The 13457-nt window shown below is 52.3% G+C and carries 13 protein-coding genes; 7 read left to right on the top strand and 6 right to left on the bottom strand.

All coding sequences use genetic code 11. From position 1 onward, the window contains the following. The first annotated feature begins 112 nt into the window (after nucleotides 1–112). The gene (caiF, locus tag OGY67_RS07555) at nucleotides 113–508 is read left to right on the top strand and encodes a carnitine metabolism transcriptional regulator CaiF (RefSeq protein ID WP_003829705.1); all 396 of its coding nucleotides are present in this window, start codon (nucleotides 113–115) and stop codon (nucleotides 506–508) included. A gap of 76 nt (nucleotides 509–584) precedes the next feature. Here caiF and caiE read toward each other — a convergent pair whose 3' ends face one another. The 6 genes from caiE to caiT all read right to left on the bottom strand — a co-directional run bounded on the left by caiE (nucleotide 585) and on the right by caiT (nucleotide 7727). Then, a complete protein-coding gene (caiE, locus tag OGY67_RS07550) occupies nucleotides 585–1181 on the bottom strand; it encodes a carnitine operon protein CaiE (protein WP_103285785.1) in 597 nt (198 codons plus the stop codon). A gap of 55 nt (nucleotides 1182–1236) precedes the next feature. Next, the gene (gene caiD / locus OGY67_RS07545; protein WP_032942338.1) at nucleotides 1237–2022 is read right to left on the bottom strand and encodes a crotonobetainyl-CoA hydratase; all 786 of its coding nucleotides are present in this window, start codon (nucleotides 2020–2022) and stop codon (nucleotides 1237–1239) included. A 54-nt stretch (nucleotides 2023–2076) separates the two neighbouring features. Beyond that, entirely contained in the window at nucleotides 2077–3630 is a 1554-nt protein-coding gene (gene caiC, locus OGY67_RS07540; protein WP_286573825.1) for a crotonobetaine/carnitine-CoA ligase, read from the bottom strand. A 61-nt stretch (nucleotides 3631–3691) separates the two neighbouring features. Further along, nucleotides 3692–4909: an L-carnitine CoA-transferase gene (caiB, locus tag OGY67_RS07535; RefSeq protein WP_003018901.1), complete on the bottom strand. Its 1218-nt coding sequence runs from the start codon at nucleotides 4907–4909 to the stop codon at nucleotides 3692–3694. A 123-nt stretch (nucleotides 4910–5032) separates the two neighbouring features. Then, nucleotides 5033–6175 (bottom strand): crotonobetainyl-CoA dehydrogenase, encoded by a 1143-nt coding sequence (gene caiA / locus OGY67_RS07530; RefSeq protein ID WP_003018898.1) that lies wholly within the window; start codon nucleotides 6173–6175, stop codon nucleotides 5033–5035. 34 nt (nucleotides 6176–6209) lie between these two features. Next, a complete protein-coding gene (gene caiT / locus OGY67_RS07525; protein WP_003829695.1) occupies nucleotides 6210–7727 on the bottom strand; it encodes an L-carnitine/gamma-butyrobetaine antiporter in 1518 nt (505 codons plus the stop codon). A gap of 479 nt (nucleotides 7728–8206) precedes the next feature. Here caiT and OGY67_RS07520 point away from each other — a divergent pair, with 479 nt between their 5' ends. The 6 genes from OGY67_RS07520 to OGY67_RS07495 all read left to right on the top strand — a co-directional run bounded on the left by OGY67_RS07520 (nucleotide 8207) and on the right by OGY67_RS07495 (nucleotide 13369). Beyond that, nucleotides 8207–8977 (top strand): electron transfer flavoprotein FixA, encoded by a 771-nt coding sequence (locus OGY67_RS07520; protein WP_286573824.1) that lies wholly within the window; start codon nucleotides 8207–8209, stop codon nucleotides 8975–8977. A 15-nt stretch (nucleotides 8978–8992) separates the two neighbouring features. Beyond that, nucleotides 8993–9934, top strand: a complete 942-nt coding sequence (locus OGY67_RS07515) for an electron transfer flavoprotein subunit alpha/FixB family protein (protein WP_032942344.1) — start codon at nucleotides 8993–8995, stop codon at nucleotides 9932–9934. A gap of 48 nt (nucleotides 9935–9982) precedes the next feature. Then, a complete protein-coding gene (locus OGY67_RS07510; protein ID WP_003018887.1) occupies nucleotides 9983–11269 on the top strand; it encodes an FAD-dependent oxidoreductase in 1287 nt (428 codons plus the stop codon). Then, nucleotides 11266–11553: a ferredoxin-like protein FixX gene (fixX, locus tag OGY67_RS07505; RefSeq protein ID WP_000203736.1), complete on the top strand. Its 288-nt coding sequence runs from the start codon at nucleotides 11266–11268 to the stop codon at nucleotides 11551–11553. Before OGY67_RS07510 ends, fixX begins: the two co-directional genes overlap by 4 nt. 147 nt (nucleotides 11554–11700) lie before the next feature. Beyond that, on the top strand, nucleotides 11701–13044 hold the full coding sequence (locus OGY67_RS07500) for an MFS transporter (RefSeq protein ID WP_286573823.1): 1344 nt from the start codon (nucleotides 11701–11703) through the stop codon (nucleotides 13042–13044). 91 nt (nucleotides 13045–13135) lie between these two features. Continuing rightward, entirely contained in the window at nucleotides 13136–13369 is a 234-nt protein-coding gene (locus OGY67_RS07495) for a YgdI/YgdR family lipoprotein (protein ID WP_003018880.1), read from the top strand. Nucleotides 13370–13457: the final 88 nt, after the last annotated feature.

The raw sequence follows: 13457 nt of genomic DNA, 5'->3' as shown, positions 1-13457 counted from the left end.
TCAACATTCAAGTCGCATACTATCCTTTATATCCACAATTTTAATATGGCTTAGTTTTTATTAATTTGGACAGGCCGTAGCCAGATTTTTAATTTGTGAAAATGGTGTGCTTATGTGTGAAAAATATGTTGAAAGACCGCTTTATTTGTTAATTGCTGACTGGATGATGGCCGAGGATCGTTGGATCACCGCAAAGGAAATTTCCCGCCATTTTGATATCGAGCACTGCAAAGCAATTAATACGCTCTCTTATATTCTGTCGGAAGTGGGAGAAATTGTTTGTGAAGTTAAGATGATCCCTAATCAGATTGCCGGTCGGGGTTGTCAGTGCCAGCGTCTGGTGAAAGTCGTGAGTATTGACTCTCATCTCTATAGCCGACTGAATCACAATTTGCAGGAGAAAAAGGTGAGCATGGCGAAAACGCCACGCCTGTCTGCCGTTCCTCCAACAGAGCTCAACCGTGAGCAGAAATGGCAGATGATGCTCTCCAAGAGTATGCGTCGCTAATAATCAGTTTGACTGATGGCGGCATAAACGGTGATTGACGCGTAGGCCGGATAAGCGTGAGCGCATCCGGCATCAATTACTGTGCTGATTTGGGTTTTACGTCCGTTGTGCCTTTCAGGCGTGGCCGGTTTTCTTCGACCCGCGTTAAGGGCAGTGTTTCGTGTAGACCTGTGTGGCAGCGAGTTGCAAGATCCTGATACTCTTTGGTGTTTAGCCGTTTCCAGTGCAGTTCCTGGTCCGTGACTTCACGCAATACGCGAGCGGGTGAGCCAACCAGCATCTGCCTTGCCTCTCCCTGAAATCCGGCTTTGACAAAGCTCATGGCGGCGACAATGCTCTCTTCGCCAATTACTGCGCCGTCCATAATGACGCTGTTCATACCGATCAGCGCATCTCTGCCCACCACGCAACCGTGCAGGATTGCGCCATGGCCGATGTGTCCGTTCTCATGCACGATGGTGTCGGTGTCGCAGTAGCCGTGCATGATGCAGCCATCCTGCAAATTAGAACCTGCCTCCAGGATCAAGCGACCATAGTCACCGCGCAATGACGCGTGCGGGCCAATATAAACTCCGGCACCCACTATGACATCGCCAATCAGCACGGCGCTGGGATGGACAAAGGCATCCGGATGTACCACCGGAATCAGGCCCTCAAAGGCGTAGTAGCTCATCGTTTTATCTCGGTTTTATTGCCGGATAAGCGAATCGCTATCCGGCATCGGCACATTAACGACCTTTCCACACCGGGTCGCGTTTTTCGGCAAACGCCTGCGGTCCTTCAAGCGCATCTTCCGAATGCAGTACAGATGGATAGTGCTTCAGCACGCCGCTGCGGATGTAGCGGTAGCCTTCTTCCACCGGCATTTCGCTGGTGGTGCGATAGATCTCTTTCAGTGCGGCGATAGCCAGCGGGGCGCTATTGACCAACTGCTGCGCCAGTTCACGCGCGCTATCCATCAGTTCGCCCTGGCTGACAACGCGGTTGACGATACCCCAACGCAGCGCTTCTTCGGCGCTCATTCGTCTGCCGGTCATCACCATTTCGTTGACGATTGCCGGTGGCAGCAGCTTAGGCAGACGCAGTACGCCGCCGCTGTCAGGCACGATCCCGAGCTTGGCTTCCGGCAGTGCGAAGCTGGCGTTTTCCGCGCAGACAATAAAATCCGCTGCCAGCGCCAATTCAAAACCACCGCCAAACGCATAGCCGTTTACCGCAGCGATGACCGGCTTATCGAGATCGAAAATTTCGGTTAAACCGGCGAAGCCGCCTGGGCCAAAATCGGCATCTGGCGCTTCACCTTCAGCTGCCGCTTTTAAGTCCCAGCCCGCAGAAAAGAATTTCTCACCGCCGCCGGTGATAATCGCTACGCGTAATTCCGGGTCGTCACGAAAATTAAGAAACGCTTCACCCATGGCAAAGCTGGTTTTGGCGTCAATGGCATTGGCTTTAGGCCGGTCGAGGGTAATTTCCAGGATCGGGCCGTTACGGGTCAGATGTAATGAATCACTCATAGTTCATCTCCAGATAAATAGATTTCCCGGCAGGAGGAGTTCCTGTCGGAAGGGTTATTTCAGATTTTTTTTGATTATTTTTCCTGAACAATTGCGCGGCAGGTCGGTTCTTACCTCCATAAAAGAGGGAACCTTGAATTTCGCCATATTGTTTTCGCAGAAGCTGAAGAACTCGGCTTCGCTTAATGTTTCACCTTCATTAAGGACGATAAACGCTTTAATGGCTTCATCACGGATTGAATCTTTAATACCGACAACCACAATGTCCTGAATTTTGGGATGCGCAGAAATAATATTTTCCAGCTCGACGCAGGAGACATTTTCCCCGCCGCGTTTAATCATGTTGCAGCGCCTGTCGACGAAATAAAAATAGCCATCCTCATCCTGATAGCCCGAATCACCGGTATGTAACCATCCCTCAGGTTCCAGCGCTTTGGCGGTAGCCTCCGGCTGCGCGTAGTACTCTTTGAAGATTGTTTTGCCCGGCACGCCTTTAATACAGATTTCGCCAATTTCTCCGGCGGGCAGGGGACGGTTGTGATCGTCGCGGATTTCGGCTTCATAGCTAAATCCCACGCGGCCAATGGAGGGCCAGCGTCGTTTGTCTCCGGGACGGTCGCCGATAATACCGACGATGGTTTCAGTCATACCGTAGGAGGTCAGCAGCCTGACGCCAAAGCGTTCGGTAAAATCGTCTTTTTCCTGCTCGGATAAATTGAGATAGAACATCACTTCGCGCAGGTGATGCTGTCTGTCGGTTGGTGCAGCGGGCTGCACCATTAGCGTTCTGATCATCATCGGAATGCATTCGGTAACCGTCGCCTTATATCTATGCACCTGATTCCAGAACGCCCTGGCACTGTACTTCTCTAGCAGCACAAAGGTGCTGCCAGCGGAGAATGCGGGCATTGCGGCGGTACACTGACAATCGATATGAAACGCGGGCATCACCGTCATGTAGACGTCATCATCGCGCAGGGCGATTTGCCAGGCAGAGTAGTAGCCTGCAAACCGCAGGTTGTAGTGGGTAATTACCACCCCTTTAGGCCGCGAGGTGGTGCCTGAGGTAAACAGAATTTCCGCCGTATCGTCAGTGGATAACGCGGGCGTATAGCACAGCGTGGTGGACTGGCGGGATTGCAGTTGGGTAAAGTGACTCACACCGTCGTCAGCCGGAAGCTGTTCGCCAATCAGACAGATATGATTAAGCGGGGTGCTATTTTCCAGTCGTATCTGGCGGTACATAGGATAAAACTGGGCGCTGGTGACCAGCAGACTTACCTGGCTATTTTGCAGGATCCAGGCACTTTCTTCACCCAGCAAGCGGGCATTAATCGGTACCATGATGGCGCCAATTTTTGCCAGCCCAAACCAGCAAAAAATGAATTCCGGACAGTTATCCAGATGCAATGCGACCTTATCGCCCTTGCGGATCCCTAAGGAATGGAACAGGTTTGCCGTGCGGTTAATCTCTTCATTGAGCGAGGCATAGCTAAACTGCCGAACGATTCCTTCGCAGGATTCGAAAATTAACGCCGTTTTATCTCCGTACACCCCGGCCAGGTCGTCCCACATCTGACGTAAGTTTTGTCCGCCAACGATATCCATATTGCTTTATCCACTGAAATCAGGCGTGAGCGCTAACCATCGAGGGGTCAGCGCGTCGCGTTTATTCCTCAACTCTGGCCAGGCCTTTGCCGACCAGCTCATTTATGTCTGCTTCGCTATAACCAATATTTTTCAGAATGGCGGCAGTATCCATGCCATGTGACGGCATGCCACGCCAGATTTTCCCCGGGTTGTTTTTAAATTTCGGCATGATGTTTGGCCCTTTGCAGGTGCGGCCATCCATTGTTTGCCACTGCGTAATAGATTCACGGGCAACGTACTGCGGGTTGCCTTCCAGTTCAGGAATAGTCAGCACCTTCGCGCAGGCGATGTTCAGCTCAGCAAAGCGCGCCTGGACTTCGGCGATGGTGTGCGTTGCCAGCCAGGCGTCCAGTTTCTCTTCCACAAGCGGGCCGTAAGGGCATTCCACACGATGGATAAGCTGGGTGCCTTCCGGGACTTCCGGTGTGCCAAGAATGTGGGCGAGGCCAATATCCTTGAAGCATTCGTTGATTTGCGTGATGCCGACCAGCTCCATGACGATATAGCCATCGGCGCATTTATACAGGCCGCAGCCAGCGTAATACGGGTCTTTGCCTTTGGTCATGCGTGGGCAAATTTCGCCGCCGTTGAAGTAATCCATCATGAAATACTGACCCATGCGCAGCATCACTTCGTACATAGCGATATCGATGCTTTCACCTTTACCCGTTTCGCGCACTTTGTGCAGGGCCGCCAGCGCTGCTGTCGTTGCGGTCATCCCGGAGAAGTAATCGGCGGTGTACGGGAAGGCGGGCATTGGCTGATCCACGTCGCCGTTTTGGATCAGATAGCCGCTGAACGCCTGTGCGATGGTGTTATACGCCGGAAGATTGGTGTACTCCTCGGTACCAAACTGGCCGAAGCCGGAAAGGTGGGCGATAACCAGTTTCGGGTTATGTTCCCACAGCACTTCATCGGTAATACCTCGGCGGGCAAAGGCCGGACCTTTACTGGCTTCAATGAAAATATCGGTGGTTTCCATCAGCTTCAGAAACGCTTCCCGGCCTTCATCTTTGAAAATATTCAGCGACAGGGCGTGCAGGTTACGGCGTGAGAGCTGCGGATAGTTAGGCTGTACGCGGATGGTATCGGCCCATGCGACGTTTTCAATCCAGATAACCTCAGCGCCCCATTCGGCGAACATCTGTCCGGCGAACGGACCGGCAATTTCGATCCCTGAAAAGACAACGCGTACCCCGGAAAGCGGGCCGAAGGCTGGCATTGGTAAATGATTCATCATTTTTCTCCTGGCATTTATGGGTGTCCATGTAGGCCGGATAAGGCGCTCGCGCCGCCATCCGGCATTGATTGCCTGATGGCGACGCTAAGGCGTCTTATCAGGCCTACAGGTTGCGTCGTTCTATCGGTATTGCTTGAGTACCGCACGACCTAACGTCAGGATCTGCATTTCGTCAGAACCACCAGAAACACGGTCAACGCGCAGGTCACGCCAGAAACGCGTGATGCGGTGGTTGCCCGCGATACCAACACCTCCCAGTACCTGCATGGCGGTGTCTACCACTTCAAACGCGGCGTTGGCGCAGAAGTATTTACACATTGCCGCGTCACCAGAAGTAATGGTGCCGTTATCCGCTTTCCATGCGGCTTCCAACAGCATGTTTTTCATGGAGTTCAGTTTGATCGCCATGTGTGCGAACTTCTCCTGGATCAGCTGGAAACGGCCGATCGTTTCGCCAAACTGTACGCGTTGGTTGGCGTAGCGCGCGGCGTCTTCAAAAGCGCACATTGCCGTACCGTAGTTGGTCAGCGCGACGAGGAAGCGTTCATGGTCAAACTCTTCTTTCACACGGTTGAAGCCATTACCTTCCCGACCGAACATGTCTTTCTCGTCCAGTTCAACGTCATCAAAGGTGATTTCACAGCAGCTATCCATGCGCAGACCGAGTTTCTCCAGTTTGTTGACCTTGATACCCGCTTTGCTCATGTCAACAAACCACTCGGTATAAACAGGTTTATCCGGTGATGCACCATCTCTCGCCATCACTACGATGTACGGGGTATAGGCGCTACTGGTGATAAAGCACTTACTGCCATTAAGATAAACCTTACCATTTTTGCGTGTATAAGTGGTTTTCAGACTGCCAACATCCGATCCCGCTCCCGGTTCGGTGATAGCAGAGTTCCACATCTGCTTACCGGTGCCCTGGAACGCCATGATTTTATCAATTTGCTCCTGAGTCCCTTCACGCAGGAAAGTGTTAAAACCTCCCGGTAATTGGTACAACACGTAAGTCGGTGCGCCAAGACGTCCGAGTTCCATCCAGACGGCGGCAACGGTGACAAAACCGGCTTCCAGGCCGCCGTGTTCTTCTGGGATCAACAGGCTATCGATGCCCATATCCGCCAGCGCTTTTACAAAACGCTCAGGGTAGACGCTGTCGCGATCGCACTCGGCAAAATAAGCTTCCCAGTTCTCACTGGCCATCAGTTCACGAATACCGGCGACAAACAGTTCCTGCTCGTCATTTAAGTTGAAATCCATCTTTCAGCCTCTTGATCAATTGGGTTAATAAGAATTACTTGTCTTTCCAGTGCACTTTGGCGTCTTTAATAAAGGACAGCGTCACCATGATGTTGACGAAGAACAACGGACATCCCCCGGCGATAATTGCGGTCTGAATGGGCTTCAGCCCACCCAGCGCCAGCAGAACGATGCCGATGACGCCGACCAGAACGGACCAACCGATACGCACCAACAGCGGCGGTTCTTCACCATCACGAACTTCGCGACAGGTGGACATCGCCAGGGTGTAGGAGCAGGCGTTAATCAGCGTGACGGTGGCAATAAAGCAGAGGATAAAGAATCCCCACATGGTGGCGGTGCTGAGCGGTAAAGCAGCCCAGGTTTCGATAATGGCGCGCGCCACGCCGTGTTGTTCAATCAGTTGTGGGATGTTGAGAATGTTTTTATCCATCAGCAGCAGCGTGTTGCTGCCAAGGACGGTCCACAGGATCCAGGTGGAAGCGGTCAGGCCCAGTACCATCCCGAAACACAGTTCACGTACGGTACGACCCCGAGAAATACGTGCCAGGAAGATACTCATCTGGATAGCGTAAATAACCCACCACGCCCAGTAGAAAACAGTCCAGCCCTGCGGGAAGCCGCCTTTGCCGATGGCATCGGTATAGAACAGCATGCGCGGCAGATGCATCAGCAGCATGCCGACCGAGTCGGTGAAGTAGTTCATGATGAAGCTGGCGCCACTGACGATAAACACCCAGCCGAGCATCAGGAAGCTCAGATAACTACGTACGTCGCTGGCGATCTTGACCCCTTTTTGCAGGCCGCAGGCCACGCAAATGGCGTTCAATATGATCCAGCAGGTAATGATGATGGCGTCGAGTTGCAGCGTATGCGGAATACCGAACAGCCATTGCATACACTCGGTTACCAGCGGGGTAGCGAGACCGAGGCTGGTGCCCATCGCGAAGATCAGCGCCACCAGATAGAAGTTATCGACGATGGTGCCGAACAAGCCCTTAGCATGCTTCTCGCCAACTAACGGTACCAGCGTGGAACTGGGGCGGATAACGTCCATTTTGCGTACAAAGAAGAAGTAGGCGAACGCGACTGAAAGGAAGCTGTAGGTCGCCCACGGCAGCGGTCCCCAGTGGAACAAGCTGTACGCCAGAGCTATCTCTTTTGCGCCAACGGAGTTGGGGGCGAGGGCAAACGGCGGGGTAGAGATATAGTAGTAGATCTCGATGGAACCCCAGAACAGCACCGCGGCGGATGTACAGGAAGCGAACATCATAAAAATCCAGCTGGCGGTACTAAACTCAGGTTTTTCGTCGCCTAATTTCTTTTTCGAATACGGGCCAAAGACCAACCAGAACCAGCCGAAGAGCATGACGACCATATACCATTCGAATGCCCAACCCCAGACGTTGGTGACATAACTGAATACCGCATTAATAACGACGTTAGCGGCATCAAGATCTCTTACTGTTAACCAACAAAGTATCCCAACAATTATTAATGGCGGAAAAAAAACCTTCGGTTCAATTCCCGACTTTCTCTTTTCATTTTTCATAAGTGAATTCCAGTGTGAAAACGAAATTTATTTCGCGTGCCCGTATGTGATCGTTTGTTTATTTATTATTAATGATTTGTTGATAACCTTTTAACCTCTGGGCGCCTCAGTGAGTAACTCATAATGGGTATTCATTTCCGGCTATTCTGTTATCTGTGTCACACTTTCTTATGCTGGTTATTTTGTCTGAAAATACAAATAATTCACTTATTAATCATAATGTTGATGTTGCTTTTTTAACTTTTTTAAGTGACTGACGTTCAATATTGTTGAACCAGCAAACAATATTGAAAATTTTCGTATTTGACATGTTTCTTTCAATATTGGTGAGGTGCATAACACTATTGAAAGTTACGAATATCAATGTGTGACATTTTCAATATTGGTGATTAATGTTTTATTTCCGAATTAAAGAGCGTGATATCTGTATTTAACACCGCCGATATAAATACGTTTCCTTCATGATTTCTGGAGATGCAATGAAGATAATTACTTGCTACAAATGCGTACCTGATGAGCAGGATATTGCGATTAATAATGCTGATGGAACACTCGATTTCAGCAAAGCAGATGGCAAAATCAGCCAATATGATCTGAATGCGATCGAAGCGGCTTGCCAGTTAAAACAGCAGGTGGGAGAGGCTCAGGTTGTGGCCATGAGCGTCGGCGGCAAAGCGCTGACCAATGCAAAAGGGCGCAAAGATGTGCTCTCCCGTGGCCCTGATGAACTGATTGTTGTCATTGACGATCAATTTGAACAGGCGCTGCCGCAACAAACCGCCACTGCGCTGGCTGCCGCCGGACAAAAATCAGGTTTTGATCTGCTTATTTGCGGCGACGGTTCTTCCGATCTTTATGCACAGCAGGTTGGTCTGCTGGTGGGCGAAATGCTGAACGTGCCGGCGATTAACGGCGTGAGTAAAATCCTCTCTCTTACCGACAGCACGCTGACGGTAGAGCGTGAACTGGAAGATGAAGTTGAAACCCTGAGTATCCCGCTTCCGGCGGTGATCGCGGTCTCTACCGACATCAACACCCCTCAAATCCCTTCCATGAAAGCCATTCTTGGTGCAGCGAAAAAACCGGTCCAGGTCTGGTCGTCTGCGGACATTGGGCTGAACGGCGCGAAAGCGTATTCCGAACAACAGGTTGCCGCACCGAAGCAGCGCGAGCGTCAGCGCGTTGTGATTGAAGGTGACGGTGAAGAACAGATTGCCGCGTTTGTCGAGAATCTTCGCAAAATCATTTAATTATCAGGGGATGTTATGAACAAATTTTCCAGTGTCTGGGTATTCAGCGATACCCCTTCTCGTCTGCCGGAACTGATGAATGGTGCGCAGGCTTTAGGTGAAAACGTTAACACGTTTGTGCTCAGCGATGAGGACAGCGCGGCGGCATGCCATTTAGGTGCGGATCATGTCTGGCTGCTCAGCGGCAAACCAGAAGACCGTATGGTTGAAGACTACGCCGATGCGATGGCCGAAACCATTCGTCAGCACAGCGAGGGCGGCGCGGTGCTGCTGCCGAATACGCGTCGGGGCAAGCTGTTAGCGGCAAAGCTGGGCTTTCGCTTGTCGGCTGCAGTCTCAAACGACGCCAGCGCAGTCGAAGTACAGGACGGAAAAGCGGCGGTCAAACATATGGTCTACGGCGGCCTGGCGATGGGAGCAGAAACAATCGCTTCACCGTTTGCCGTGATCACTCTCAGTAGCGGAACGTTTGACGCGCAGCAACCGGATACCGCCCGCAGCGGCGAGGTGCACACCGTTCAGTGGCAGGCTCCGACTATCGCCGTGACCCGTACGGCAACGCAGGCGCGTCAGAGCAACAGCGTCGATCTCGACAAAGCCCGTCTGGTGGTCAGCGTGGGACGCGGTATTGGTAGCAAAGAAAATATCTCGCTGGCCGAAGCGCTGTGCCAGGCGATTGGCGCTGAGCTGGCCTGTTCCCGTCCAGTGGCGGAAAACGAGAAGTGGATGGAGCACGAACGCTACGTCGGCATTTCCAACCTGATGCTCAAACCAGAACTGTACCTGGCCGTGGGGATCTCCGGGCAGATCCAACATATGGTCGGCGCCAACGGCGCGCAGACGATTTTCGCCATCAACAAAGATAAAAATGCGCCGATCTTCCAGTACGCAGATTTTGGCATCGTTGGCGATGCGCTGAAGATCCTGCCTGCGCTGACGGCTGCTCTGGCGCGTTAAACCATTCGGGCAGGGTGCGAAAGTATCCTGCCACTGACAGGAGTACGTATGTCCGAAGATATCTTTGATGCCATCATCGTGGGTGCAGGTCTGGCCGGTTCGGTTGCGGCGCTGGTGCTGGCTCGGGAAGGTGCACAGGTGCTGGTCATCGAGCGCGGCAATTCTGCTGGCGCGAAGAATGTCACCGGTGGGCGCATGTATGCCCATAGCCTGGAACGCATCATTCCCGGCTTTGCTGAGCAGGCCCCCATTGAACGCATAATCACCCACGAAAAACTCGCCTTTATGACCGACAAAGGGGCGATGACCATCGACTATTGCAATGGTGAAGAGGCTGCATCGTCGCAGGTTTCTTATTCCGTCTTACGCAGCAAATTTGACGCCTGGCTGATGGAGCAGGCCGAGGAGGCGGGAGCCCAGCTTATCACCGGTATTCGGGTGGATAACGTTGTGCAGCGCGAAGGCAAAGTCGTGGGCGTGGAAGCCGACGGCGATATTCTGGAAGCCAAAGTGGTGATCCTCGCTGACGGGGTGAATTCTCTGTTGGCAGAAAAACTGGGCATGGCAAAGCGCGTTGAGGCATCGCATGTTGCCGTTGGCGTAAAAGAGCTGATCGAATTGCCAAAATCGGTGATTGAAGATCGTTTCCAGTTACAGGGGAACGAAGGTGCAGCTTGCCTGTTTGCCGGTTCTCCAACCGATGGGTTGATGGGCGGGGGCTTCCTCTATACTAATGAAACGACCCTTTCTCTGGGGCTGGTCTGCGGTCTTCATCATCTGAAAGATGCTAAAAAATCGGTCCCACAAATGCTGGAAGATTTCAAACAGCATCCGGCGGTTGCCCCACTGATCGCCGGTGGCAAGCTGGTGGAATATGCCGCGCACGTCGTACCGGAGGCCGGTATGAATATGCAGCCTGAACTGGTGGGTGACGGTGTGCTGATTGCCGGTGATGCTGCCGGAATGTGTATGAACCTCGGCTTTACCATCCGCGGTATGGATCTCGCCATATCCGCAGGCGAAGCGGCCGCGAAAACGGTGCTTTCCGCAATGAAGCGCGACGACTTCAGCAAACAGTCGCTGGGCGAATACCGTCAGCATCTCGATGATGGTCCAATGCGCGATATGCGCATGTATCAGAAGCTTCCCGCTTTCCTAGATAACCCACGCATGTTTACCGCCTATCCCGAAATGGCGGTCAGCATCGCGCGCGACCTGTTCACCGTAGATGGCTCTGCTCCGGTGCCAATGCGCAAAAAAATCCTGCGTCATGCGAAGAAAGTGGGCTTCATCAACCTGATGAAAGATGGCCTGAAAGGAGTGACCGTATTATGACATCTCCCGTCAATGTGGACGTCAAACTGGGCGTCAATAAGTTCAATGTGGATGAAGACAGCCCGCACATCATTCTCAAAACCGATCCTGATAAACAGGCGCTGGAAGTACTGATTAAGGCCTGTCCGGCCGGACTGTATAAAAAACAGGACGACGGCAGCGTCCGTTTTGATTACGCCGGATGCCTGGAGTGCGGAACGTGCCGCATTCTCGGACTTGATACAGCGCTCGAAAAGTGGGAATACCCGCGCGGGACATTTGGCGTGGAGTTTCGCTACGGCTAATAAGTATGAGGTTGTGCACCCGTAGGTCGGATAAGACGCGGTAGCGTCGCCATCCGGCAATCATGTGGCGCCAATGCCGGATGGCGGCGTAAACGCCTTATCCGGCCTACAGATGACGCTTTGCCCGTGTTGAAACAGGAAGTCGCTATGCAGCAGCCCAGGAACTTTGATGACATCAAATTTACCTCTATTCACCGCCGGATAATGCTGTGGGGAAGCGGTGGGCCATTTCTGGATGGTTATGTGTTGGTGATGATTGGCGTGGCACTGGAACAGCTCACGCCAGCATTGAAACTGGACGCACAGTGGATTGGTCTGCTGGGGGCCGGCACGCTCGCCGGTCTGTTTGTGGGGACGTCGCTGTTTGGCTACATTTCCGATAAGGTCGGGCGGCGCAAAATGTTCATCATCGATATTATCGCCATTGGCGTGATATCGGCGGCAACCATGTTTGTTTCCTCACCCATTGAGCTGTTGGTAATGCGTGTGCTGATCGGCATTGTGATTGGTGCCGATTATCCGATTGCTACCTCGATGATTACCGAGTTCTCCAATACCCGCCAGCGCGCTTTCTCCATCGGTTTTATCGCCGCGATGTGGTATGTCGGCGCCACCTGTGCCGATCTGGTCGGTTACTGGCTGTATGATGTTGAGGGAGGATGGCGCTGGATGCTGGGCAGCGCGGTGATCCCTTGTATTTTGATCCTGATTGGGCGCTTCGATCTTCCTGAATCGCCGCGCTGGTTGCTGCGTAAAGGTCGGGTGAAAGAGTGTGAAGCGATGATGATCAAACTTTTCGGCGAACCGGTGGTGTTCGACGAAGAGGCGCCGCAGGAGACGCGCTTCCTGCAGCTGTTTAACCGCCGTCATTTCCCGTTTGTCCTGTTTGTCGCCGCTATCTGGACCTGTCAGGTGATCCCGATGTTCGCCATTTATACCTTTGGTCCGCAGATTGTTGGACTGTTGGGGCTTGGTGCCGGGAAAAGCGCGGCGTTGGGCAATGTGGTGATAAGCCTGTGCTTTATGCTGGGGTGCATTCCACCCATGTTCTGGCTCAATAGCGCGGGCCGTCGGCCATTGTTAATTGGCAGCTTTATTATGATGACGCTGGCGCTGGCCGTGCTGGGGTTAATTCCTGATATGGGAGCGTGGCTGGTGGTGCTGGCGTTTGCCGTGTACGCCTTTTTCTCGGGGGGACCGGGAAATCTTCAGTGGCTGTACCCAAATGAACTGTTCCCTACCGACATTCGCGCATCTGCCGTCGGGGTGATTATGTCCTTAAGCCGCATCGGCACCATTGTTTCAACATGGGCGCTGCCGGTGTTCATTACCAAATACGGGATCAGCAATGTCATGCTGATGGGCGCAGGAATTTCGCTGATTGGCCTGCTTGTGTCCATCGCTTTCGCCCCGGAAACGCGAGGTCTGACGCTGACGCAAACCAGTCAAATGACGATTCGCAGTAAGCCCATGACCAGGGCGAGTTATTAGGAGTGTTCTGTATTTTCCCTGCAACTCAGTCAGTTAGCCTACAGTTAACTGGGTATATCACTGAAAACAACTGAAAAGCAGGGAGAACACCATGCAAAAACATATCCTGATCACCTCAATTTTTACCGCAGCAGCACTGTTTACCGTGGCCGGTTGTTCCTCAAACCAGGCGGTTAAAACCACCGATGGCAAAACAATCGTCACTGACGGCAAACCGCAAGTCGATGATGATACTGGCCTGGTGTCGTATAAAAATGCGCAAACGGGTAAGACGGAACAGATTAACCGCGATCAGGTTAAAGATATGAGTGAACTGGATAACTAGTTCAGTTTTCTCCATTCAGCCACTCAATAATATTGACTGTTAGCCTGTGGATTAAGTGACTAAACTCACTGTTATTACAATAATGCAG

The sequence above is a fragment of the Citrobacter sp. Cpo015 genome, from assembly GCF_030333035.1.
In the GTDB taxonomy this organism is placed as follows: Bacteria; Pseudomonadota; Gammaproteobacteria; order Enterobacterales; family Enterobacteriaceae; genus Citrobacter; species Citrobacter portucalensis.
Note: the sequence above shows the minus strand (reverse complement) of the source record. Positions and strands in the feature narration are given on the sequence as shown.

Excerpts from the sequence above, each read along its gene's own strand:
- caiF (WP_003829705.1), top strand. The coding sequence starts at position 113 with ATGTGTGAAAAATATGTTGAAAGACCGCTTTATTTGTTAATTGCTGAC.
- caiE (WP_103285785.1), bottom strand. The coding sequence starts at position 1,181 with ATGAGCTACTACGCCTTTGAGGGCCTGATTCCGGTGGTACATCCGGAT.
- caiD (WP_032942338.1), bottom strand. The coding sequence starts at position 2,022 with ATGAGTGATTCATTACATCTGACCCGTAACGGCCCGATCCTGGAAATT.
- caiC (WP_286573825.1), bottom strand. The coding sequence starts at position 3,630 with ATGGATATCGTTGGCGGACAAAACTTACGTCAGATGTGGGACGACCTG.
- caiB (WP_003018901.1), bottom strand. The coding sequence starts at position 4,909 with ATGAATCATTTACCAATGCCAGCCTTCGGCCCGCTTTCCGGGGTACGC.
- caiA (WP_003018898.1), bottom strand. The coding sequence starts at position 6,175 with ATGGATTTCAACTTAAATGACGAGCAGGAACTGTTTGTCGCCGGTATT.
- caiT (WP_003829695.1), bottom strand. The coding sequence starts at position 7,727 with ATGAAAAATGAAAAGAGAAAGTCGGGAATTGAACCGAAGGTTTTTTTT.
- OGY67_RS07520 (WP_286573824.1), top strand. The coding sequence starts at position 8,207 with ATGAAGATAATTACTTGCTACAAATGCGTACCTGATGAGCAGGATATT.
- OGY67_RS07515 (WP_032942344.1), top strand. The coding sequence starts at position 8,993 with ATGAACAAATTTTCCAGTGTCTGGGTATTCAGCGATACCCCTTCTCGT.
- OGY67_RS07510 (WP_003018887.1), top strand. The coding sequence starts at position 9,983 with ATGTCCGAAGATATCTTTGATGCCATCATCGTGGGTGCAGGTCTGGCC.
- fixX (WP_000203736.1), top strand. The coding sequence starts at position 11,266 with ATGACATCTCCCGTCAATGTGGACGTCAAACTGGGCGTCAATAAGTTC.
- OGY67_RS07500 (WP_286573823.1), top strand. The coding sequence starts at position 11,701 with ATGCAGCAGCCCAGGAACTTTGATGACATCAAATTTACCTCTATTCAC.
- OGY67_RS07495 (WP_003018880.1), top strand. The coding sequence starts at position 13,136 with ATGCAAAAACATATCCTGATCACCTCAATTTTTACCGCAGCAGCACTG.